General features: G+C 67.1%; 22 protein-coding genes. 13 read left to right on the top strand and 9 right to left on the bottom strand.

Annotated features, from left to right (window positions below; genetic code table 11):
• Positions 1-2: 2 nt before the first annotated feature.
• Positions 3-410 carry an ACT domain-containing protein gene (locus ACQ5BL_RS11755; protein ID WP_243806573.1) on the bottom strand — a complete coding sequence of 136 codons (408 nt, stop codon included), beginning with the start codon at positions 408-410 and terminating at the stop codon, positions 3-5.
• Between the two features lie 92 nt (positions 411-502).
• Between ACQ5BL_RS11755 and ACQ5BL_RS11750 the strand changes: the two genes are divergently transcribed.
• Complete coding sequence (locus ACQ5BL_RS11750) at positions 503-1408, top strand: LysR family transcriptional regulator ArgP (protein ID WP_243806731.1); 906 nt, start codon at positions 503-505, stop codon at positions 1406-1408.
• Here ACQ5BL_RS11750 and ACQ5BL_RS11745 read toward each other — a convergent pair.
• Entirely contained in the window at positions 1395-2456 is a 1062-nt protein-coding gene (locus ACQ5BL_RS11745; protein ID WP_243806568.1) for a saccharopine dehydrogenase family protein, read from the bottom strand. The genes ACQ5BL_RS11750 and ACQ5BL_RS11745 overlap by 14 nt on opposite strands.
• Before the next feature lie 191 nt (positions 2457-2647).
• On the opposite strand from ACQ5BL_RS11745, the gene ACQ5BL_RS11740 reads away from it, so the two are divergent.
• Positions 2648-3637 (top strand): NAD-dependent epimerase/dehydratase family protein, encoded by a 990-nt coding sequence (locus ACQ5BL_RS11740; protein WP_207886058.1) that lies wholly within the window; start codon positions 2648-2650, stop codon positions 3635-3637.
• A 150-nt stretch (positions 3638-3787) separates the two neighbouring features.
• Here the strand turns inward: ACQ5BL_RS11740 and ACQ5BL_RS11735 are convergent, their stop codons facing one another.
• Entirely contained in the window at positions 3788-4078 is a 291-nt protein-coding gene (locus tag ACQ5BL_RS11735) for a hypothetical protein (protein ID WP_243806730.1), read from the bottom strand.
• A 252-nt stretch (positions 4079-4330) separates the two neighbouring features.
• Between ACQ5BL_RS11735 and ACQ5BL_RS11730 the strand changes: the two genes are divergently transcribed.
• Positions 4331-5170: an ATPase gene (locus ACQ5BL_RS11730; protein ID WP_243806567.1), complete on the top strand. Its 840-nt coding sequence runs from the start codon at positions 4331-4333 to the stop codon at positions 5168-5170.
• Positions 5171-5468: 298 nt separating this feature from the next.
• Here ACQ5BL_RS11730 and ACQ5BL_RS11725 read toward each other — a convergent pair whose 3' ends face one another.
• The 3 genes from ACQ5BL_RS11725 to ACQ5BL_RS11715 are packed head-to-tail and all read right to left on the bottom strand — an operon-like array spanning position 5469 to position 8087.
• Complete coding sequence (locus ACQ5BL_RS11725; protein WP_243806566.1) at positions 5469-6518, bottom strand: alkene reductase; 1050 nt, start codon at positions 6516-6518, stop codon at positions 5469-5471.
• A 29-nt stretch (positions 6519-6547) separates the two neighbouring features.
• Positions 6548-7711 (bottom strand): MFS transporter, encoded by a 1164-nt coding sequence (locus ACQ5BL_RS11720; RefSeq protein WP_243806565.1) that lies wholly within the window; start codon positions 7709-7711, stop codon positions 6548-6550.
• 46 nt (positions 7712-7757) lie between these two features.
• Positions 7758-8087 carry an ArsR/SmtB family transcription factor gene (locus tag ACQ5BL_RS11715; protein ID WP_243806564.1) on the bottom strand — a complete coding sequence of 110 codons (330 nt, stop codon included), beginning with the start codon at positions 8085-8087 and terminating at the stop codon, positions 7758-7760.
• Positions 8088-8580: 493 nt separating this feature from the next.
• Here ACQ5BL_RS11715 and ACQ5BL_RS11710 point away from each other — a divergent pair, with 493 nt between their 5' ends.
• Positions 8581-9174, top strand: coding sequence for an ACP phosphodiesterase (locus ACQ5BL_RS11710; protein ID WP_243806563.1), 594 nt, complete (start codon positions 8581-8583; stop codon positions 9172-9174).
• 78 nt (positions 9175-9252) lie between these two features.
• Positions 9253-10116 carry a universal stress protein gene (locus ACQ5BL_RS11705; protein ID WP_243806562.1) on the top strand — a complete coding sequence of 288 codons (864 nt, stop codon included), beginning with the start codon at positions 9253-9255 and terminating at the stop codon, positions 10114-10116.
• Between the two features lie 146 nt (positions 10117-10262).
• On the opposite strand, the gene ACQ5BL_RS11700 is transcribed toward ACQ5BL_RS11705, so the two are convergent.
• Together ACQ5BL_RS11700 and olsB are read right to left on the bottom strand one after the other, a co-directional pair.
• Positions 10263-11033 (bottom strand): lysophospholipid acyltransferase family protein, encoded by a 771-nt coding sequence (locus ACQ5BL_RS11700; RefSeq protein WP_243806561.1) that lies wholly within the window; start codon positions 11031-11033, stop codon positions 10263-10265.
• Positions 11033-11788, bottom strand: coding sequence for an L-ornithine N(alpha)-acyltransferase (gene olsB, locus ACQ5BL_RS11695; RefSeq protein ID WP_243806560.1), 756 nt, complete (start codon positions 11786-11788; stop codon positions 11033-11035). The genes ACQ5BL_RS11700 and olsB overlap by 1 nt, the downstream gene beginning before the upstream one ends.
• A gap of 146 nt (positions 11789-11934) precedes the next feature.
• Here olsB and ACQ5BL_RS11690 point away from each other — a divergent pair, with 146 nt between their 5' ends.
• The 5 genes from ACQ5BL_RS11690 to ACQ5BL_RS11670 all read left to right on the top strand — a co-directional run bounded on the left by ACQ5BL_RS11690 (position 11935) and on the right by ACQ5BL_RS11670 (position 15956).
• Positions 11935-12831: an acyl-CoA dehydrogenase family protein gene (locus ACQ5BL_RS11690; RefSeq protein ID WP_243806558.1), complete on the top strand. Its 897-nt coding sequence runs from the start codon at positions 11935-11937 to the stop codon at positions 12829-12831.
• A 107-nt stretch (positions 12832-12938) separates the two neighbouring features.
• Positions 12939-13724, top strand: a complete 786-nt coding sequence (locus ACQ5BL_RS11685) for an MBL fold metallo-hydrolase (RefSeq protein ID WP_243806556.1) — start codon at positions 12939-12941, stop codon at positions 13722-13724.
• A 111-nt stretch (positions 13725-13835) separates the two neighbouring features.
• On the top strand, positions 13836-14978 hold the full coding sequence (locus ACQ5BL_RS11680) for a serine hydrolase domain-containing protein (RefSeq protein ID WP_243806554.1): 1143 nt from the start codon (positions 13836-13838) through the stop codon (positions 14976-14978).
• The gene (locus ACQ5BL_RS11675) at positions 14975-15313 is read left to right on the top strand and encodes an amidase (protein ID WP_243806552.1); all 339 of its coding nucleotides are present in this window, start codon (positions 14975-14977) and stop codon (positions 15311-15313) included. The genes ACQ5BL_RS11680 and ACQ5BL_RS11675 overlap by 4 nt, the downstream gene beginning before the upstream one ends.
• 67 nt (positions 15314-15380) lie before the next feature.
• A complete protein-coding gene (locus tag ACQ5BL_RS11670; RefSeq protein WP_243806728.1) occupies positions 15381-15956 on the top strand; it encodes a YceI family protein in 576 nt (191 codons plus the stop codon).
• Between the two features lie 310 nt (positions 15957-16266).
• On the opposite strand, the gene ACQ5BL_RS11665 is transcribed toward ACQ5BL_RS11670, so the two are convergent.
• Positions 16267-17766, bottom strand: a complete 1500-nt coding sequence (locus ACQ5BL_RS11665) for an MFS transporter (protein ID WP_243806550.1) — start codon at positions 17764-17766, stop codon at positions 16267-16269.
• Positions 17767-17873: 107 nt separating this feature from the next.
• Between ACQ5BL_RS11665 and ACQ5BL_RS11660 the strand changes: the two genes are divergently transcribed.
• The 3 genes from ACQ5BL_RS11660 to ACQ5BL_RS11650 all read left to right on the top strand — a co-directional run bounded on the left by ACQ5BL_RS11660 (position 17874) and on the right by ACQ5BL_RS11650 (position 20620).
• Positions 17874-18779, top strand: coding sequence for a LysR family transcriptional regulator (locus ACQ5BL_RS11660; protein WP_243806531.1), 906 nt, complete (start codon positions 17874-17876; stop codon positions 18777-18779).
• A 111-nt stretch (positions 18780-18890) separates the two neighbouring features.
• Positions 18891-19466, top strand: a complete 576-nt coding sequence (locus ACQ5BL_RS11655; RefSeq protein WP_243806529.1) for a YceI family protein — start codon at positions 18891-18893, stop codon at positions 19464-19466.
• A complete protein-coding gene (locus ACQ5BL_RS11650; RefSeq protein ID WP_430293128.1) occupies positions 19463-20620 on the top strand; it encodes a phospholipase D-like domain-containing protein in 1158 nt (385 codons plus the stop codon). Before ACQ5BL_RS11655 ends, ACQ5BL_RS11650 begins: the two co-directional genes overlap by 4 nt.
• Positions 20621-20651 lie beyond the last annotated feature (31 nt).

Raw genomic sequence — 20651 nt, 5'->3', positions numbered from 1 at the left:
GTTCAGATTCCTTCCGGGGAGAGGGCGAGGGCGCGCAGCACGTCCAGCGCGCGCGGGCCGTCGGCGTGGGCGACGAACAGATGGTCGTGGTACCAGGCGGCGACCACGTTGCAGCTGATGCCGGCTTTCGCCAGGGCGGTGGCCACGGCGGCGGTGAGGCCGACCGCCTGCAGCGCCGAGTGCACTTCCAGGGTCAGCCAGGCGGCGACGTAGTCGAAGGCCAGCCCGGCGTCCTCGGCTTCGGCGCGCGGCAGGATCAGCGTCAGCCCTTCGCGTTCGCGGAAGCTGCCCAGCGGCTGTAATCCATCAGGCAGTCGGCCGTCGGCCAGGGTACAGAACACGTACTCGCCGTCGTTGAGTACCGGGGTCATGCCGCGCAGCAGCGCGGCCAGGGAGGTTTCGCCAGCCATGGAACAGTCCATCGAAGAAGGGGATTGCTGGCGATTGTCGGGCGTTCGGCTGTATAAGAAAAACCAATGTTGCTGATATCTCATTAGGGAAACTGATCATGTTCGACTACAAGCTGCTCGCTGCCCTGGCCGCCGTGGTGGAGCAGGGCGGTTTCGAGCGCGGCGCCCAGGTGCTGGGGCTGTCGCAGTCGGCGATCTCCCAGCGCATCAAGCTGCTCGAAGCGCGGGTCGGCCAGCCGGTGCTGGTGCGGGCGGCACGGCCGCAGCCGACCGATCTGGGCCGGCGCTTGCTCAACCACGTGCAGCAGGTGCGCCTGCTGGAAGGCGACCTGCAGCAATGGGTGCCGGCGCTGGATGACGGCGCGGCGCCCGAGCGCCTGCGCCTGGCGTTGAACGCCGACAGCCTGGCGACCTGGTGGGCGCAGGCAGTGGGCGACTTCTGTGGCGAGCGCCGTGTGCTGCTGGACCTGGTGGTGGAGGACCAGGAGGTCGGCCTCAAGCGCATGCGCGCCGGGGAGGTGGCCGGCTGCGTCTGCGCCAGCCCGCGTCCGGTGGCCGGCGGGCGTTGCGAACCGCTGGGGGCGATGCGTTATCGCGGTCTCGCCAGCCCGGAATTCATCTCCCGGCACTTCCCCGGCGGCGTGACACCCGAGGGCCTGGTACGCGCCCCGGCCATCGTCTATGGCCCGGATGATCAACTGCAGCATCGTTATCTGCAGACGCTGGGCGTCGACGGTCACTTCAGCTATCACCTGTGCCCATCGTCCGAGGGGTTCGTGCGCATGACCAGCGGCGGCCTTGGCTGGGGGCTGGTGCCCGAGCAGCAGGTGCGGGGTGAACTGGAACGTGGCGAGCTGGTGGACATGCTGCCGGGGCGGGTGATCGACGTGCCGCTCTACTGGCACCACTGGCGCAATGGCGGCGAGCTGCTCGCTGCGCTGACCCGGCACTTGCTGGCGAAGGCGCCGGGCGTTCTGGTGCCGATCAGCCGCGAATGACGATCCTGCCGCTGCCGGGCAATTGCTCGATGCAGCGCGGGCCGAACAGCTTCGATGGGGTGAAGTAGCCGGCGCTGTTCGGATTCGCCAGCAGGTGGCGCACCGCGAAGAGCACGCCGTGAAGGGTCAGGTCGTAGCCGTTGGCGGTTTCCAGCCGCGCGGTGCGGCGTTCGCCACGGGCGTTGCGCACTTCGCCCCAGACCCAGGTGCGCAGCTTGCTGCGGGCCAGTTCGTCGGGGCCGTGGACGCGCTTGTCCACCTGTTCCTTGAGCCAGTCCTGCACGCGGTCGCGGCCCAGCAGCGGGCGCAGCGTGTCCATCATCCGCATGCCGAGGGCGGCGGCCGGTGGCACCGGCAGGTAGACTTCGATGTCGCCGATGCCGGTGGAGTAATAGGCAGTCGCCACGTCGCCCCAGGGGATGGTCACGGCGTGCTTGAGGCCCCGGCCGAAGTCGATGTCGCGGCGTTTGTAGCCCAGCGGCACGTCGCGCAGGCGTCCGGCCTCGCGTACCTTGCCGCCCAGCTTGAGCCCTTCCAGCATGGTCTTGGCGGTACCCGGTGACGGTCCGCTGCCGCTGTCAAAGCCCAGGGCCAGTTGGGTCGCCTCCGGCATGGCTTCCTTCAGGCAGGCCGCCATGCAGTCGGTTGGGATGACGTCGAAGCCCACGCCGGGGCAGAGGACGATGCCGGCGGCCTGGGCGACATCGTCGAGGCTGTGGGCGTGTTCGAAGACGGCAATCTCGCCGGTGATGTCCACGTAGTGCGTGGCGCTGGCAAGGCACGCCTCGATCAGCGGCGCGGCGGTGGCGGAGAAGGGACCGGCACAGTTGGCGAGCACCGCGACATCCGCCAGCGCGGCCTGGGCGGCGGCGCTGTCATTGAGGTCGAAGACCCGGCACTCCAGGCCCAGCGTGCTGCCGAGTGCGTGCAGGCTGGCCGGGTTGCGGCCGCCGAGGATCGGCGCGAGGCCCTCGCGCTGCGCCTGTTCGGCCACCAGCCGGCCGGTGTAGCCGCTGGCGCCGTAGATCATCCAGTGGGGCTTGCTCATGCTCTGCTCTCGGTGAAAAACCAATCCCTAGAGCGTAGTTCCATTCGCCCCCTGGCTGTCACCCACCGCAAGTCGTGCAACCCTGGAGCGCCGGTGCGGTCTGCAAGGATTCGTTTCTGGCGTACAAGGCCAGGGTAGTACGGTGCGGCGGCTGCTAGAGTCCGCGCATTAGAAGAACAGGAGTGGCGTGCATGAAGATTCTGGTCACCGGAGCCAGCGGGTTCATTGGCGGGCGTTTTGCCCGTTTCGCCCTCGAGCAGGGACTGGCGGTGCGGGTGAACGGACGGCGCGCCGAGGCGCTGCAGCCGCTGGTGGCGCGCGGCGCCGAGTTCATGGCGGGCGACCTCGCCGATCCGGCGCTGGTGCGCACGCTGTGCCACGACGTCGACGCCGTGGTGCATTGCGCCGGCGCGGTGGGCGTGTGGGGCAGCCATGAGTACTTCCACCAGGCGAACGTGGCGATGACCGAATCGGTGGTCGAGGCGTGCCTGAAGCAGAAGGTGCGGCGGCTGGTGCACCTGTCGTCGCCGTCGATCTACTTCGATGGCCGCTCCCATGTCGGTATCACCGAACAGCAGGTGCCCAAGCGCTTCGCCAACCACTACGGCTCGACCAAGTACCAGTCGGAGCTGGTTGCCCTCGGTGCCCAGGAGTTCGGCCTCGAAGTGCTGGCGCTGCGCCCGCGCTTCGTCACCGGCGCCGGCGACACCAGCATCTTCCCGCGCCTGATCGCCGCGCACCGCAAGGGCCGCCTGCGGATCATCGGCCAGGGCCTGAACAAGGTCGATTTCACCAGCATCCAGAATCTCAACGACGCCCTGTTCGCCAGCCTGATGGCGGATGACGAGGCGCTCGGCCAGGCCTACAACATCAGCAACGGCCAGCCGCTGCCGTTGTGGGACGTGGTCAACTACGTCATGCGCCGCCTGGAGCTGCCGCCGGTGACGCGGCACATGCCTTATCCGCTGGCCTACACCCTGGCGCTGCTCAACGAAGGGGTGTGCAAGGTGCTGCCGGGGCGACCCGAGCCGACCCTGCATCGCCTCGGCATGGCGGTGATGGGCAAGGACTTCTCCCTGGATATCTCCCGCGCCCGCCAGTACCTCGACTACGACCCGCAGGCGAGCCTGTGGGATGCGCTGGACGAGTTCTGCGACTGGTGGAGATTGCGCGGGGGCTGACGGCTTACGTGGCTATTGAACTGTAGGAGCGGACTGTCAGCCCGCTGCGAGGGCGGGCTTGGCCTGTAGGAGCGAGCTTGCTCGCGAACCGCATGGCGCCGTCGCTTGGGTTGTTCGCGAGAAAGCTCGCTCCTGCAAGAGATAAAGGCGTCAGCGCGAGGAGCGGGCCCCGCCGCGCAGCGGGCCGGAATACTGCTGGTCGCCGCCGCCCTGCATCGGCAGGAAGCTCGGTTCCTGCACCACACGCGGTAGCTTCACGCCGCTCAGCTCGCTCAGGCGTTCGCCCATCCGGCGGGTCTCGTCCCGCGCTGAGTCGGCACAGGCGCGCAACATCTGTTCGATGGCGTCGCTCTGCTGGTACTGGATTTCCAGCGCCTGTTCGTCGCGCAGTCGGCGGCGCAGTTCGCGCATGCAGTCCAGGATAGCCTTGTTGAATTCGATCACCCGACGTGCTCCCCCGCAAAGGCGCCCGGACGGCGCCACCTGTCCGGGACGCGAGCAAGCACCATGCCACGCTGCCGCCGGGCCGGCCGTGGCGGGTTGTCGGGGAACTGCCGGGCTGGCGATGGGGTCTTCTGTGCGCCGATCAGGTGCGTCGCGCTCCGTGATGGCACCCTGCTCACGCCTGTGCCCGAACGGATATACTGCGCACAGCGCAGGCAACACGCCGCTTTATCCCCACAGGTTCACTCCATGCGTAACGACACGTTCGACGAATTCGATGATGTGCCCAGCCTTTCCACCGATTCCGCTGACCGCGACGAGTTCGGTCATCACCCGCGCCGTGTGGTCGAGCCCAGTGGCCGTCCGCTGCCCCAGCCGGTGAAGCGCGGCGGCGGCACCGGGGCGCTGTGGGCGCTGGTCGCCGCCATGGCCATTGCCCTGGGGGGCGTGGCCTGGTGGAGCCACCAGCAGCTGATGCTGATGGAACAACAGCTGATCGCCACCCAGGAGAGCTTCGCCAAGATCAGCGAGGAAGCCTCCGGCCGTCTTGACGACATCCGCGGCAGGTTCGTCGCCAACGAATCCAACGGCACCAGCGACCGCGAAGCGCTGAAGCTGCAGGTCAAGCAACTGCAAGGCCGCCTGGCCGAGCAGGCCAAGGCACAGCAGGCGTCGCTGTCAGAGTTCGACGGCGCCCAGGGCAAGCGCCTGGCGCAGGTCAGCGCCGAGCTCAAGGCCCAGCAGGACAGCGCTGCGCTGTTGATGTCGCAGCTCGAGGGCAAGCTCCAGGCCATCACCGACGAGCAGGCCAAGCTCCGCAGCGTGCAGGCCGACCTTGCCGCCGCCAACCAGCAGATCCAGGGGCTCAACACCGAGATCGCCAACCTGAAGAAGCAGGGTAACCAGAGCCAGGCGATCAAGAGCCTGCAGGACGACCTGATGCTGCTGCGTGCCGAGGTCGACGGCCGCCAGGGCCAGGCCAGCAACGACACCAAGGAGTTCGACGTGTTCCGCATCCAGGTGATGCGCAACATCAACACCCTGCAGCAGCAGGTGCAGAACCTCCAGCAGCAGCTCAGCACGCGCTGACCGCCGCGCTGGCGCAATCGCAAAGGCCCTCGCTCTTCCGGAGCGGGGGCTTTTCGTTTGGGCGATCCCCCTTTGGCCTGCGGAAGTTGCAAGGGCTATGTGGAGGTAGCCGCGGTGTTCGCGCCCTGAGCGTCCGGGACTGTAGAAGCGGACCTTGTCCGCGAAGGGCCGCAGGATTGCGCCGATTTCGCGAATAAGATCCGCTCCTGCAAACGATGATTCCTGATGCGCCCGGCCCGGAAATGAAAAAGGCGCCTTCAATCGAAGGCGCCCTTTTCATTGACGCTGGAGCCAGCCCTTACAGGCGCGGGTAGTCCAGGTAGCCGACCGGGCCCTTGGCGTAGAAGGTTTCCGGGTGCGGTTCGTTCCAGGCGGCGTCCTTCTGCAGACGGGTCACCAGGTCCGGGTTGGCGATGAACGGGATGCCGAAGGCAACCGCATCCGCCTTGCCGCTTTCCAGCCACTGGGTGGCGGTTTCCTTGGTGAAGCGCTCGTTGGCGATGTACACGCCGCCGAAGATCTCCTTGAGTTTCGGGCCGATGCTGTCGTCAGCGGCCTTCTCGCGGGTGCAGATGAAGGCCACGCTGCGCTTGCCCAGCTCGCGGGCCACGTAACCGAAGGTCGCCAGCGGGTCGGCATCGCCCATGTCATGGGAGTCCATGCGCGGCGCCAGGTGCACGCCAACGCGGCCGGCGCCCCACACCTCGATGGCGGCATCGGTGACTTCCAGCAGCAGGCGTGCGCGGTTCTCCACTGAGCCGCCGTACTGGTCGGTGCGCTGGTTGGTGCTGCTCTGCAGGAACTGGTCGAGCAGGTAGCCGTTGGCGCCGTGGATTTCCACGCCGTCGAAACCGGCGGCCTTGGCATTCTCGGCACCGATGCGGTAGGCCTCGACGATGTCGGCGATCTCTTCGGTTTCCAGGGCGCGCGGGGTGACGAATTCCTTCATCGGGCGCACCAGGCTGACATGGCCGGCCGGCTTGATCGCACTCGGCGCCACCGGGGTTTCGCCGTTCAGGTACAGCGGGTCGGAGATGCGGCCCACGTGCCACAGCTGCAGCATGATGCGCCCGCCATTGGCGTGCACGGCCTTGGTGATGTTGCTCCAGCCGCGCACCTGGTCGTCGGACCAGATGCCGGGGGTGTCCGGGTAGCCCACGCCCATCGGGCTCACCGAGGTGGCCTCGCTGAGGATCAGGCCGGCGTCGGCGCGCTGGGCGTAGTACTCGGCCATCAGCGCGTTGGGCACGCGGCCTTCGTCGGCGCGGCAGCGGGTCAGCGGGGCCATGACGATGCGGTTGGGCAGTTCCAGGTCACCGATGACGATGGGATCGAAAAGCGTAGTCATTGCGTTACTCCGGGGCGTGAGGGGGAGGATCAATCGAGGACGGTTTGGGTCTGGTTGGGCTTGCCGCTGAAGGCGATCATCACCGCGATCAGCGCGAGTACGGAGAGCACGGCGCCGGCCAGGGGCACGCGGGTCAGGCCCAGGCCGTGGTCGATGACGCTGCCGCCGACCCAGGCGCCGATAGCATTGCCGACGTTGAAGGCGCCGATGTTCAGGGTGGCGACGAGGTTCGGTGCGGTGCCGCCGACGCGCACCACGTTGACCTGCAGGGCGGGCACCGCGGCGAAGGCGGCGGCGGCCCAGATGAACAGGGTGATCTCGGCCGGAATCAGCGCGGCGCTGGTCCAGCTCAGGACGGTGGAAACCACTGCCATGGTGGCGAACACGCCGGCCAGGGTGGTGCCCAGGCGCCAGTCGGCGAGGCGGCCGCCGATGATGTTGCCCAGGGTCAGGCCGAGGCCGATCAGAACCAGGGTCCAGGTGATGCCGCGTGGGGAAACCTGGGTGACTTCGCCCAGCAGCGGCGCGACGTAGGTGAACAGCGCGAAGACGGCGGCCGAGAACAGTACGGTGGTGCCCAGCGCTAGCCACAGCGGGCCGTTGCGCAGCGCGGCGAATTCCTTGCGCATGTCCACTGCCTCTTCATCGTGCTGCTTCGGCAGCACGCGCCACAGGCCGATGAGCGAAGCCACGCCGATCAGCGTCACCGCCCAGAACGGCGAGCGCCAGCCGGCGATCTGGCCCAGGGCGGTGCCGGCTGGTACGCCGAGCACGTTGGCCAGGGTCAGGCCGGTAAACATCAGGGCCACGGCGGATGCCTTGCGGTTGGCCGGCACCAGGCTGGCGGCGACCACCGAGCCGATGCCGAAGAAGGCGCCGTGACACAGCGCGGTGATGATCCGCGCCAGCATCAGCAGGCCGTAGTTGGCGGCCACCGCGCAGAGCAGGTTGCCGAGGATGAAGATGCCCATGAGCATCAGCAGCGCGGTCTTGCGCGGCAGGCGGGCGGTGAGCAGGGCCATGATCGGCGCGCCGATGGCGACGCTGAAGGCGTAGCCGCTGACCAGCCAGCCGGCGGCGGGAATGCTGACGGACAGGTCGCCCGCGACCTCGGGCAGCAGGCCCATGATCACGAATTCCGTGGTGCCGATGGCAAACGCGGACAAAGCGAGGACGAGAAGCGAAGTGGGCATGCGCCTGCTCCTGGAAAGTGGAAGTTGTCGTGGCAGTAGCCGGGGGTTACAGCGCTTCGCTCAGGTGGCGAACAAAGGCCTGGATGGTCTCTTCATTGCGTTTGAAGAAGTTCCACTGGCCGACTTTTCGACTGGTCACCAGGCCCGCGCGCTGGAGGGTGGCCAGATGCGCGGAGACGGTGGATTGCGACAGACCGGTGCGCTGGTCGAACTTGCCGGCGCAGACGCCGATCTCGAAGGACTGGTGCTCCTGCTCGACGAAGAATTTCTCCGGGTCCTTCAGCCAGCGCAGCATGTCACGCCGCACTGGGTGGGCCAGGGCCTTGAAGATTTCGTCGAGGTCGATACCAGGATCGAGAGTGGGTTGTTCAGTCATGGGCACATCGGTATATCGCGTTGAGACGAACTATATATCGGTCAAAAGCGATATGAATTCGTTTGGGGCGATAGTAATGATCGACACCCGTGATATTAGCCTTCGTCACCGTCGTAGGAGCGGACTCCGTCCGCGATGATTTCCTACCGCGCCGGACCATGCTTTTGTAGGAGCAGAGCTTCTCCGCGAATCTCGGTGCCTGCTGAAGGATTCGCGGACAAGGTCCGCTCCTACGAGATGTCTTTGCGCTCGGGGCGGCCCTCACCCTAACCCTCTCCCAGGGGGAGAGGGGACCGTTCGGTGCAGGAGGAAATCTCGGTCTCAGCCGGCACGGTCTGCCCCCTCTCCCTGAGGGAGAGGGCTGGGGTGAGGGAGAACGAGCCGGCACAGACTGTCCAGAAGTAGACAGTTGCTCCTACGAATATCCGCCCACCTGTTCCGCGACGGATTTCATTCGCGCAGGGCCGGATGAATCCGCGCTACTCTCTGCCCCATGAACTACCTCGCGCACCTCCACCTGGGCGGCGACCGGCCCGCCCAACTGCTCGGCAGCCTCTACGGCGACTTCGTAAAAGGGCCGCTCGCCGGCCAATGGCCTGCCGACATCGAAGCGGCCATCCGTGTGCATCGGCGCATCGACGCCTTCACCGACAGTCACCCTTTGATACACATTGCCAAGACGCGCTTCCCGCAGGAGCGCCGACGCATGGCGGGCGTGCTTCTCGACGTATTCTTCGACCATTGCCTGGCCCGCGACTGGGGGCGTTTCTCCGATGAGCCGCTGGAGCAGTTCACCCATCGCGTCTACGGTGTACTGGGCCGCACGCCCGGCCTGCCGGAGCGCCTGGCGCGCATTGCACCGCGCATGGCCGCGCAGGACTGGCTCGGCAGTTATCGGCAGTTCGAAGTGCTGCAGGACGTGGTCGCCGGGATGTCCCGACGCCTGTCGCGACCGTCCCTGCTGGACGGCGCCTGGGATGAACTGGATCGCCTGTACGAGCCGTTGAGCAGCGATTTTCGTGAGTTCTATCCCGAACTGCAGGCTTTCGTCAGAAAGCTGCCGAATTCGATGGACGGTCCGCCCTGACTTGATATGCGTCAACCGCCCGGCCGCCCATCGCGTGTGCAATAGACACATCTGAAGGACGACGAGAGGAGCAGCATCATGAAGTCGTTAATGGTCGCAACGGATCTGTCCGGCCGTTCGGAAAAGGCCCTGCACCGCGCGGCGGCGCTCGCCAAGCGCTTCGCCTGTCCCTGGACCGTGCTCTACGTGGTCGACGAGGACCAGCCGGCCGCACTGGTCGAGCAGGAGGCCACCCAGGTCAGGATGATGCTGGAGGCGCGCCTGGTGGAGCTGACCGAATGGGCCGGCAGCAGCCCGAAACTGATGGTCGAGCGCGGCGATCCGAATCAGCGGATTCTCTCCGCGGCCAAGAGCCAGGACGTTGAATTGCTGGTGATGGGCGCCCATCGCAAGAGCGTGCTGCGCGACATCTTCGTCGGCACCACCGTCGAGCGTGTACTGCGCGCCGGCCAGCTGCCGGTGCTGGTGGTCAACCAGCCGGCGAGAGGTGAGTACCGTGACCTGCTGTTGGCGCTGGACATTTCCCACGCCTCGGCCAACGCGGTGAATGTCGCGGGAACGCTGGGCCTGCTCGATGGTGCGGTGCGCCGTGGGGTCTACGCCTTCAGCCCGCTGGCCAAGGGCATGATGCAGTACTCCGGGGTCAGCGAGGAGCGGGTCGACGAGTTCGTCGGCACCGAGACGCGCCAGGCCGTGGAGGAACTGAAAACCTTCCTGCACGACGAGCAACTGGACGATCGCATCGATGAACAACTGGTGGCCGTCGGGCTGCCGGGCAACGTGCTGCAGCGGATGGTCGACAAGCATCGGCCCGATCTGCTGGTCATGGGGACTCGGGGCATGGGTGGGATCAAGCGTGCCCTGATCGGCAGTGTTGCCGACTACGCTCTGCGCGAGCTGGATTGTGACATCCTGGTCGTGCCGCCGGAGGCCGGCGCCTAGAGACTGTTTTCAGGCTTCGCCGGGCGGCTCGAGGGTGCCGTCCGGCGCCGCTTGAAAACCGTTTCGTCAGAGTGGGAGCTCGCCGGCCGTGGGTTACGGCGGGCTCCACATCCTTTCTGCTTTTTCTCTGCTTTTCTCAGCCAATCTCAAGCCGCAATGGCGGGCTCTTCCTGTTCGTCGCAGACCACCGCGTGGATCGCGGCATGCGCCTGCTTCGCCAGCAGATTGCGGTCCCGGTGAGCGCTGGACAATGCCGGCAGCAGATGGATTTCCACCACGCCCCGATCATTGCCGAACAACCGCTTCAGGTGGCTGACCAGCTCGTCGTCGCCGATGAAGGGCGCCAGTTCGCACGCCTGGCCGTCACGGCGGTAACGCAGCGCCACCGGCTGCACCGGTACGCCGGCTTCGATGGCGCTGGCCATCAGGCGGCCGTGGAAGGTGCGCAGGCCCTGGCCATCGGTGGTGGTGCCTTCGGGGAAGACGAGCAGCGAGCGGCCGCGCGACAGGTGCGTGGCCAGCTGCGCATTGATCATCCGCGAGTCGCCCGACCCACGGCGAATGAACAGGGTGCCGGCCTTTTCCGCCAGCCAGCCGGCCACCGGCCACTGGCGCACTTCCGCCTTGGACAGGAAGGTCAGCGGCAGCAGCGCGCCGAGCAGCGGAATATCGACCCAGGACACATGGTTGGACACCCACAGCATCGGCTGGCTGGGCAGCTCGCCGTGCACCGTGATCTCGAAGGGCAAGGCGGCGCTCAGGCGCGCCAGGAACCAGCGGGTCAGACGCTGGCGCAGGAGCATCCAGTCGTGGCCGGGCAGGCGTTCCAGCAGGGTGACGAAGCCCGCCAGCGCCAGGCCCAGCGTCAGCACCAGCAACAGGCGGGCGACGCGCAGCCAGGCGCGCAGACTGCGCATCACACCGCCGCCTTGAAATGACGGGCGTAGCGCGGGCAGAGCTCGTCGCGCTTGAGCAGGATGAACACGTCGGCGACGCCGAAGTCCGGGTCCCAGCAGGGCTCGCCGCAGATCTTCGCGCCCAGGCGCATGTAGGCCTTGAGCAGCGGCGGCAGTTCGGCGGTGAGGTTGTCCGGCACATCCATCGGCGGCAGCGGCGTCTTCGGCTCGGCGCGCAGGTTTTCGTGGCACAGGTAACGGTCGCGCAGACGCTGCATCACCGCGCGGACCTGGATGCCGCCGTCGCGCATGGGGATGCTGGCGCAGCCCATCAGGTAGCGGTAGCCGCCTTCGTTGAGCACTTCGGCCAGTTCGCTCCAGAGCACGGCGATGGTGCCGCCATTGCGGTAATCCGGGGCGACGCAGGTGCGGCCGATTTCCAGCACCGGGCCCTGCAGGTTGTCCAGGCCGTCGAGGGCGAACTCTTCCTCGCTGTAGAAGCGGCCCAGGCGCTGGGCGGCGCGATGGTCGAGCAGGCGGGTGGTGGCCACCAGCGCGCCGGTGTTCAGGTCACGCACGCCGATGTGGGCGCAGTGGCGGTCGTAATCGTCCATGTCCAGGCCTTGGTCCGCGCCCTTGAGCTGGGCGTCGAACTCGCTGCTGAACACGCGGTAACGCAGGGCCTGGGCTTCGCGCAGGGCGCGGGCGCCGCGCAGACGTACGGCCTTGAGACGGCGCTGCGCCGGGGTGTCACAGGAGAGGGCGATCTGACTCATGCAAGGCCTCCGTGTGCCGGCCATGCGGGTTGCGGCCGGTCGGCTTTGTTGTGCAAGCTCAGGCTAGGAATGAGCGGTGTCACCCCCATGACGGCGCGGTGATGCTTGTATGACAACGACGAATGGCTTGAAGAAGGAGCGCCGCGATGCCCTGGAAATGCCTGCTCGGCCCGCAGGATCGACTGCCCGCCGGAGTCCCCCTGGACGACTGGTACGCCGAGTTGCTCGAGCGCGCCGGCGCTGTCGGCAGCTTCGAACTGGCGGTCCTTGGCGGACGCCTGGCGGTTACACCGGGGCTGGCCTTCCTCGCCGGCTACCAGGCCGCCCTGCGCGCGCTCTGGCCCGCGGCGCCGCTTAGCCTTGGCGCGCTGTGCGTGACCGAGAAGAAGAGCGTGCGTCCGGCGGATTTGCAGACTCGCCTGGACGGCCTGGTACTGCGGGGCCAGAAAGACTTCGCCACCGCGGCCGACCGCGCGGCCTGGTGGCTGGTGGCGGCGCGCGATGAAGACGAAGGTGAAGCCCCGCGCCTGGCGATGGCAGTAGTGCTGGCCGGAGCACCAGGCGTGACGCTGGAGCCGCTGCCGGCCCTGCCGCTGCTGCCGGATATTCCCCATGCCCGCCTGCTGCTCGACGGCACCCATTGCGAGCGCCTGCCCGGCGACGGCTGGGAGGCCTACAGCAAGCCCTTCCGCACCCTGGAAGACACCCATGTGCTGGCTGCCCTCTGCGCCTGGCTCTACGGCCTGGCCAACGAGCTGCACTGGCCGGCGGCGCTGACGTTGCGCCTGGTCGGCGTGCTGGCCGGCTGTGCGGAAGTGAGCCGGCAACCGGCCGCTCAGGCGGAAGCCCATCTGCTGCTGGCCGGGGTGTTCAGCCAGTTCGAGGACCTGTCGGCAGCGCTGGATGCCGCGTTCGCCACGGCCGATCCGGCGCTGGCGGCGGCGTGGAGGCGTGACCGTGGTGTCCTCGCGATTGCCGGCGCGGCACGGGCCAAACGCCTGGAGAAAGCGCGCGTGGCGCTGGGGCTTGATCCAGGTCAGTGAGCGCGAGGGAAGGGCTGGTTAGCCTTTGCGGCCGTTTCTGAAGTCGTACTCAGAAATATCCGCACGGCTACCCACTGTTTTCCCACTCTCTCGACAGGAACTCCCCCATGCGACGCGAACCCATCGTGCTGTTCGACGACGGCAAACACCAGTGCCTGTGTTTCGACGATCTGGTGAGTGGCGACGGGGTCCAGTCCAACCAGTTCCTGATCGTCGACCACGAGAAACGCCTGCTCCTCGATCCGGGTGGCGACCTGACCTACACGCCGTTGTCGCTGGAGCTGTCCAAGCTGTTCCCGCTGCAGGACCTGGACTACATCTTCGCCTCGCACCAGGACCCGGACATCATCGCCGCCCTCGACAAGTGGCTGCTGCACACCCGCGCCAAGGTCATCTGCTCCAAGCTCTGGGCACGCTTCCTGCCGCACCTGACGGCCAACTACCTGGCGGTCAACCACGGCATCTCCACCTATGACCGGGTCATCCCGCTGCCCGACCGTGGCGAGTCCGTGCAACTGGGGCGCTGCCAGCTGAAAATGATCCCTGCGCACTTCCTGCATTCGGTGGGCAACTTCCAGGTCTTCGATCCGGTGAGCAAGATCCTTTTCTCCGGCGACATGGGCGCCTCCCTGGTGGATGACGCCAACCCCGTGCAGGATTTCGCCGCCCATCTGCCGCACATGGAAGGCTTTCATCGCCGCTACATGGCCTCCAACAAGGTCACCCGCCTGTGGGCCTCGATGGTGCGCGGCATGGACGTCGAGATGATCGTTCCGCAGCACGGCCGGCCTTTCGTCGGCAAGGCGATGATCAGCGCCTTCCTCTACTGGATCGAGAACCTGCAGTGCGGCATGGACCTGCTGGGGCCGGAGGATTACCAAGTGCCGCGCTGAGCGCCTCTGACCGATCGCGCCAATCGTCCTTGAACTAGGCACGATCGGCGCTTAATCCGTCATCTTCGCCGTGCTAGGGTGCGGGCCGACCCGATAACAAGAGGCCCACCGATGCCCACCTTCCCGCGCTTTGCCCCGCGCAGGCCGCTGCTGCGTGCCCTGGCGCTCGCCAGTTGCCTGCTCGGCGGCCATGCCTCTGGCGCCGACACCTGGCCTGAGGCTGACTGGTCCCACGGGGCCACGCCCAGCGGCGCCGCCGTCCAGGCCTTCGAGAACTACGCCTTCCCCATTCGCGACGACGCCACCCGCAAGGGCGTGCGCACCGACGCCGTGGTGGTGATCCGCGACGGCCAGCTGATCTACGAACGCTATGCTGGCCCGACGCGCGCCGAGACGCCGCACCTGGCCTGGTCGATGAGCAAGAGCCTGATGGCCAGCGTGCTCGGCGTGGCGTATGGAGAGGGCCGCTTCCAGCTCGACGACCCGGTGGCGAGCCACTACGCGCCGTTCGCTGCGCACCGTGACATCACGATGCGCCACCTGCTCAACTGGGCCTCGGGCCTGGCCTGGCAGGAAGACTACGAATACGCGCCGGTGCGTTCCTCGGTGGTGGCGATGCTCTACACCCGAGGCCGCGACGACATGGCGAAATTCACCGCCGACTTCCCGCTCGACGCCATTCCGGGGCAGCGCTTCCGCTACTCCAGCGGCGACAGCAACGTGCTCTCGGCGACCCTCAAACAGATGGTCGGTCCGCAGGCCTACGCGGACTATCCCTGGACTGCGCTGTTCCAGCCGTTGGGCATCCAGTCGGCGGTGTGGGAGCGCGATGCCAGCGGCACCTTCGTCGGCTCCTCCTACGCCTACATGACCGCCCGCGACATGGCCCGCATCGGCCTGCTGATGCAGCGCGGCGGACGCTGGAAGGACCGTCAGCTGCTGCCGCAGGCGTGGCTGCAGTTCGTCCTCGCGCCGTTCCCCAACTACAAGCCGCAGGCGGAAAAGCCCGGCGAGGCGGTACCCGGCGGCCAGTGGTGGCTGAACCGCGCGGTAGCCGGCGCCCCGGCGCCCTGGCCGAGCGCGCCGGAGGACACCTTCGCCGCCCTCGGCCACTGGGGCCAGGCGCTCTACGTGATCCCCGAAGAGAAACTGGTGATCGTGCGCTACGCCGACGACCGCGACGGCAGCTACCAGCACGACGCCTTCCTCAAGCTCGCCCAGGCGGCCTTCGCCCAGCCGGAGGTGCAGCCATGATCCGCCGTCACCCGGTCCTGACCGCGCTGCTTCTGCTGCTGCTCCTGCTCGTCGCCACGGCCTGGCAGAACCGCGTCCACCTGGCCGCCTTCCCCGGCATCATCGGCGCCTACACGGCCAAGGAGTACTGCTCCTGCCGCTACGTCATGGGGAACTCGGCGGACTATTGCCGGGCCTATACGAAGCAGTACGTGCCGACCAGCGCCTTCCTCGACGACGAAGCGCACAAGCGGGTGACCGCCCGCGGGCTCGGCAGTACCCAGACAGCCGCCTGGCTCGGTACGCGCGAAGGATGCCGGCTGATGTCCCAGGCGGACGAATTGCCCAACCACTGACGGGTACGTTCCACGGAGCGGGGCGCCCCGCTCTGGAGGAATGATGTCTTCTCTGAAATGCGCGCTGATGGGAGCGTTGCTGATTCTCGCCAGTCCGCTGGCGCTGGCCGAGTGGCAACTGGACGGCGACACCTCGCGGATCAGCTTCGTCTCGGTCAAGCGTGGCAAGATGGTGGAAGTGCAGCGCTTCGACCAGCTCTCCGGGCAGATCGACGACAAGGGCGCGGTACGCCTGGTGGTGCCGCTGGCCTCTATCGACAGTGGCCTGGCGCTGCGCGATGAGCGCATGCGCAACTCGTTCTTCGAGGTCGAGCGCTACCCGGAGGCGATCATCACCAGCCAGCTCGACCTGAGCCTCTACGATGACCTGCGAGTGGGCCAGTCGCGGGCGGAAACCCTCGATTTCAACCTCGATCTGCACGGCCAGCAGCGCCGGTTGAAAGCCGAGGTGCTGGTCATTCGGTCCAGCGAGGAGCGAATCGAGGTGACCACCCTGGAGGCGCTGGTGCTAAAGCTGATCGACTTCGATCTGGAAGAGAAGCTGGAACCGCTCAAGGAGGTCGCCAACCTCCCGTCCATCACCCCCGAGGTGCCGGTGTTCGCGGTGCTGGGCTTCCGTCAGGTGATCAAGCAGGCACCGTGATGGTTCCCGTAGGAGCGGACTCCGTCCGCGATTGACCGCGTGTCGTGCGGTTCGCGAGCTTGCTCGCGAACCCGCCTGACGCCGGCCTTGCCAGCTGATCGCGGACGGAGTCCGCTCCTACGAAAGGCTGCCTCACTATTGCAGGCCGATACCCAAGGAAAAGCGCAGCTTTTAGCCGCGGGTCAGACTGGCGTGGTAACCGCGACAGTGGGCACCTGGTGCTCTACCTGGAAGCCGAAACCACAACTGGCGGAGGTGGCGAGGATGAGCACGAACAGCAGTGCGATCTTCATGGCGGTTCTCCTGCGTTTCAGGATCGGGCGACTTCCAGTCTACGCCCCGGCCGCCGATGCGCGCCGAAGACCAGGAAACTGCCCGCGGCGAACAGCCAGGCGCTGATACCGCCATACCCGAGCACCCAGCCGAAGCCTTGCACCAGTGCGGCCCGCGCACGTTCCGGATCGTCGGCACCCAGCTGGCCGCTGGCGATGGTCGCGGCCAGTTGCAGACGCGCTTCGCCTTCCACGCTCGACAGTCCCGCAGCGACGCCCCAGAGCAGGAGCAACCCCATCACCGCGATGTTGAGTGCCAGGGAAATCATCCGTGCGCTCATGTCGATGCCCGAGGCCATTCCGGCGCGTGCCGCGGGTACGGCGGCGGTGGAGGTGTTGGTCACCGTGGTGTTGGTCAGGCCCAGGCCGATGCCGGCCAGCACGCAGCCGGGCAGCAGGGTCAGCCAGCTGGCGTCCTCGGCGGTGCTGCCCCAGAGCATCAGGAAGAAGCCGGCGCCGATCACGAACAGCCCACCGGGGATCACCCAGCCCGGCTGGAAGCGATGCGCGAGGCGTTCGGCGATGGGCGGCACCACCAGCGTGGGCAGGGTGTAGGCGAGCAGCGACCAGCCGGCCTTCACGTCGTCGTAGCCGAGCACGCCGTGGTAGTAGACCGGCAGGTAGATCATCAGCGGCCAGAAGCTCACGTTCATCCCCGCCGAGCCGAACATGGCGCCGGAGAAGGCGCGGATGCGCAGCACGGAGAAGTCGAACATCGGGTGGGCGACGCGGCGTTCGATCACGATGAAGGCCGCCAGGCAGGCAAGGCTGGTCAGCAGGATCGCCAGCGCCCGCGGGCTGGTGAAGCCCATGTCGGCGCCTTGGGTGATGTAGAAGACGGTGCCGAGCACGGCCAGCGACAGGCTGAACATGCCGCCCAGGTCGAGCCTTTCGGCGTCCGGGTCGCGGGATTCCACTGCGCCGTATTGCGCCAGGGTCAGGGTGAGCAGGGCGAGCGGCCCGTGCACCAGGAACACCCATTGCCAACTGGCCAGGGCGACGATGGCGCTGCCGATGATCGGCCCGAAGCCCAGGCCGATGCCGAAGATCACGCCCCAGGCGGCGAAGGCGCGGACGCGCTCGGCCGGGTCGCTGAACTGGCTGGTCAGCACCGCCACCTGGCAGATCAGCATGACCCCGCCGGCCGCGCCCTGCAGGAAGCGCCCGGCGATCATGGTCGGCATGTTGCTCGCCAACCCGCAGAGCAGCGAGGTGAGGCCGAACAGCGCCAGGCTGATGACGAACAGGCGCTTGCGGCCGAAGCGGTCGGCCAGGGTGCCGGCGGCCATCAGCACGCTGGTGACGGCGATGGTGTAGGCATTCATCACCCATTGCAGGTCCTGGAAATCGCCGTGCAGCACGCGCTCCAGGGCTGGCAGGCTGGCCGGCACGCTGGAAATCTCCAGGCCGAACATCATCGAGGACAGGCACACCGCGGCCAGGGCGACAAGGTTGCGGGGATTGTGGATGGTGGTCATGAGGGCGGCTCCAATTCAGGACCTCCATTCTGGAAGAGAACAAGGTTCCCTATTGACTCCATTTCGTCCCATCATTGGTGCTTGTCAGGATTCAAAAGGGCAGGCCGATGGATGACCGATTCGATGGCATCGCCACCTTCGTCCAGGTGGTGGATGCCGGCAGCTTCGCCGTGGCGGCGGAGCGCCTGAACCTCACGCGCTCGGCGGTGGGCAAGGCCATTGCCCGGCTGGAGGCGCGCCTCGGCGTGCGCCTGTTGCAGCGCACCACGCGCAGCCAGAACCTCACCGACGATGGCCAGGTGTTCTACGACAGCTGCGTGCGCGCGCTGGCGGAACTGGACGCCGCGCACACCGTGCTGGAAGGTGGACGGTTGGAACCGCGTGGACGTCTGCGGGTTAGCGTGCCGATCTCCTTCGGCCACCTCTGCGTGGTACCGCTGATGCTGGAGCTGGCGCGGCAGTACCCGACGCTGAAGATCGACCTGTCCTTCACCGACCGCCGTGTCGACCTGGTGGAAGAGGGCTTCGACCTTGCCGTGCGCATCGGCCCGCTGGGCGACAGCGCCACGCTCGCCGCGCGCAAGCTGGGCGTGCAGTACACCAGCATCGGTGCGGCGCCCTCGTATATCGCCGAGCACGGCATGCCCAGCGGCCTGGACGATCTCGCTGGCCATGCCGCCATCAGCTACTCGGTCGCCGGCGTCACTTCGCCCTGGGACCTGCGCGACGACGAGGGCCAGGCGAAGCGTATCGACATCGACCCGCAGCTGAGCATGGACGACCTGCAGGCGATCACCGCTGCTGCCGTGGCGGGCTTCGGCCTGGCGCGCCTGCCTTCCTGGCTGCTGGCGCGGCATGTGAAGCTGGGCGAGCTGGTGGTGGTGAAGGGGCGCTGCAACCTGCCGCCGCTGGACATCCACGCGGTGTGGCCGAAGACCCGCTACATGCCGTCGAAGATCCGTTGCGCCATCGATGCGCTGGTGGCCGGGATTCCCGCGCTGCTCGCCGACTGAACCATTGGTGCCGCCGTCTGCCCAAGGGCTCGCCTGTCGGCTGGTTTGCAAGCTATCGGCGGGCCGCTATCGTTGGCCGTTGTTCCGTCCGTTTTTCATGTAAGGGATTTCATGCGCTCGCTGTTCGCCTTCCTCCTCGCGGCTGGATTCGCCGTCTCCGCCCAGGCTGCCTGGTACCTCGACTACGAGTCGTCGCGGCTGACCTTCGTCACCAGCAAGAACACCGATGTCGCCGAGGTGAGCCGCTTCCTGGTGATGCACGGCAAGGTCGACGAACAGGGTCAGGCCGAACTGCGCATCGAGATGGACTCGGTGAGCACCGGCATTCCGCTGCGCGACGAGCGGGTGCGCGAGACGCTGTTCGACACCGAGAAGTACCCGGATGCGCGGATCACCGCCCGTCTGGACCTGCGGCCGATCACTGACCTGGCCAGTGGCGTGCAGATGGAGATGCGTCTGCCGCTGCGCCTGGAGCTGCGCGGTCAGTCGAAGGACTATCGCACCGACGTGCTGATCACCCGCCTGGACGAACACCGCTTCCAGGTGGTGACGCTTTCGCCGGTGGTGGTCAACGCCGCTGACTTCGGCCTGGCCCCGGGCGTGGCCCAGCTGCGCAAACTGGCCGGGCTGAACAGTATCGGCCTGTCGGTGCCGGTGGGCGCCGTGCTGATCTTCGCCTCGCGGTGAGTGGACCGATCTTTCCCTGGCGAAGCGCCAACCGCTTCGCCCTGCTCTGCGATGGAGAGCGCTTCTTCCCGCGCATGTTCGAAGCCATCGACAGCGCCGAGCGCCAGGTCGAGCTGGAGCTTTACCTGGTGGAGAGCGGCAGTTGCGCCGAGGCTCTTCTGGACCATCTGCTGGCTGCCTGCGCGCGCGGTGTGCGGGTGCGCTGCCTGTTCGATGCCTTTGGCAGCCTGAAGCTTTCCAGCGCCTGGACGCGGCAGCTGGTGGAGGCGGGCGGCGAGCTGCGCCAGTACAACCCGCTGAACTGGAAGGGCGGGCTGCGCAACCTGTACCGCGATCACCGCAAGCTGCTGCTGGTGGACGGACGCATCGCCTATGTCGGCGGCACGGGCGCTACCGACGAGTTCTGGTCGGCGCGGGACAACCGCAGCGACTGGCACGAAGTGATGGTGGAAATGACCGGCGCCATCGTCGCCGACTGGCAGCGCCTGTTCGAGCGCCAGTGGCACGCCACCTTCGGCGTGCGCGCGTGGAAGCCCCGCGAGGAGGTACTGCTGACCCGCCTGCCGCCGCTCCCCAGTGCGGGGGATGGCCTGGCGCGGGTCGCCTACGCGGACGCCAGCCAGCACCGCGACATCCTGCAGTCGCTGGTTCGCTCACTGCGTGGGGCACACACGCGCATCTGGCTGGCCACGCCGTATTTCCTGCCGACCTGGAAGGTCCGTCGTGCGCTGCACAAGGCCGCCAAACGCGGTGTCGACGTGCGGCTGCTGCTTACCGGCCGGCTCACCGATCATGCGCCGGTACGCTATGCTGGCCAGCGCTATTACCCACGCCTGTTGCGTGCGGGCGTGCGGATCTTCGAGTACCAGCCACGTTTTCTTCATCTGAAGATGGTACTGGTCGATGACTGGACCAGTGTCGGCTCCTGCAACTTCGATCATTGGAACCTTCGCTTCAATCTGGAGGCCAATGTAGAAGCGTTCGATCCGCAGTTCACTGCGGCGGTCGCCGAGTGTTTGTGCACGGACTTCGAGCAGAGCCGCGAGATAGACCTCGGCAGCTGGCACGCCCGGCCCTGGTGGAAGCGCGTGCGTGAACGGCTATGGGGCTCCCTCGACCGGCTGGTGGTGAATTTTCTCGACCGCCGGCGTTGATCCGGCGGAGCGCCCGAACCGGTTTTTCGAA

Source organism: Pseudomonas sp. B1-22 (assembly GCF_050474425.1).
In the GTDB taxonomy this organism is placed as follows: domain Bacteria; phylum Pseudomonadota; class Gammaproteobacteria; order Pseudomonadales; family Pseudomonadaceae; genus Pseudomonas.
The sequence above is the reverse complement of the archived record's forward strand: the minus strand, read 5'-3'. Positions and strand labels throughout refer to the sequence as shown.

Coding starts and splice junctions, on each gene's coding strand:
- ACQ5BL_RS11665 (WP_243806550.1), bottom strand. CDS start 17,766: ATGACCACCATCCACAATCCCCGCAACCTTGTCGCCCTGGCCGCGGTG.
- ACQ5BL_RS11670 (WP_243806728.1), top strand. CDS start 15,381: ATGGGAGCGTTGCTGATTCTCGCCAGTCCGCTGGCGCTGGCCGAGTGG.
- ACQ5BL_RS11720 (WP_243806565.1), bottom strand. CDS start 7,711: ATGCCCACTTCGCTTCTCGTCCTCGCTTTGTCCGCGTTTGCCATCGGC.
- ACQ5BL_RS11730 (WP_243806567.1), top strand. CDS start 4,331: ATGCGTAACGACACGTTCGACGAATTCGATGATGTGCCCAGCCTTTCC.
- ACQ5BL_RS11725 (WP_243806566.1), bottom strand. CDS start 6,518: ATGACTACGCTTTTCGATCCCATCGTCATCGGTGACCTGGAACTGCCC.
- ACQ5BL_RS11705 (WP_243806562.1), top strand. CDS start 9,253: ATGAAGTCGTTAATGGTCGCAACGGATCTGTCCGGCCGTTCGGAAAAG.
- ACQ5BL_RS11680 (WP_243806554.1), top strand. CDS start 13,836: ATGCCCACCTTCCCGCGCTTTGCCCCGCGCAGGCCGCTGCTGCGTGCC.
- ACQ5BL_RS11660 (WP_243806531.1), top strand. CDS start 17,874: ATGGATGACCGATTCGATGGCATCGCCACCTTCGTCCAGGTGGTGGAT.
- ACQ5BL_RS11740 (WP_207886058.1), top strand. CDS start 2,648: ATGAAGATTCTGGTCACCGGAGCCAGCGGGTTCATTGGCGGGCGTTTT.
- ACQ5BL_RS11700 (WP_243806561.1), bottom strand. CDS start 11,033: ATGCGCAGTCTGCGCGCCTGGCTGCGCGTCGCCCGCCTGTTGCTGGTG.
- ACQ5BL_RS11710 (WP_243806563.1), top strand. CDS start 8,581: ATGAACTACCTCGCGCACCTCCACCTGGGCGGCGACCGGCCCGCCCAA.
- ACQ5BL_RS11685 (WP_243806556.1), top strand. CDS start 12,939: ATGCGACGCGAACCCATCGTGCTGTTCGACGACGGCAAACACCAGTGC.
- ACQ5BL_RS11755 (WP_243806573.1), bottom strand. CDS start 410: ATGGCTGGCGAAACCTCCCTGGCCGCGCTGCTGCGCGGCATGACCCCG.
- ACQ5BL_RS11745 (WP_243806568.1), bottom strand. CDS start 2,456: ATGAGCAAGCCCCACTGGATGATCTACGGCGCCAGCGGCTACACCGGC.
- ACQ5BL_RS11675 (WP_243806552.1), top strand. CDS start 14,975: ATGATCCGCCGTCACCCGGTCCTGACCGCGCTGCTTCTGCTGCTGCTC.
- ACQ5BL_RS11690 (WP_243806558.1), top strand. CDS start 11,935: ATGCCCTGGAAATGCCTGCTCGGCCCGCAGGATCGACTGCCCGCCGGA.
- olsB (WP_243806560.1), bottom strand. CDS start 11,788: ATGAGTCAGATCGCCCTCTCCTGTGACACCCCGGCGCAGCGCCGTCTC.
- ACQ5BL_RS11715 (WP_243806564.1), bottom strand. CDS start 8,087: ATGACTGAACAACCCACTCTCGATCCTGGTATCGACCTCGACGAAATC.
- ACQ5BL_RS11655 (WP_243806529.1), top strand. CDS start 18,891: ATGCGCTCGCTGTTCGCCTTCCTCCTCGCGGCTGGATTCGCCGTCTCC.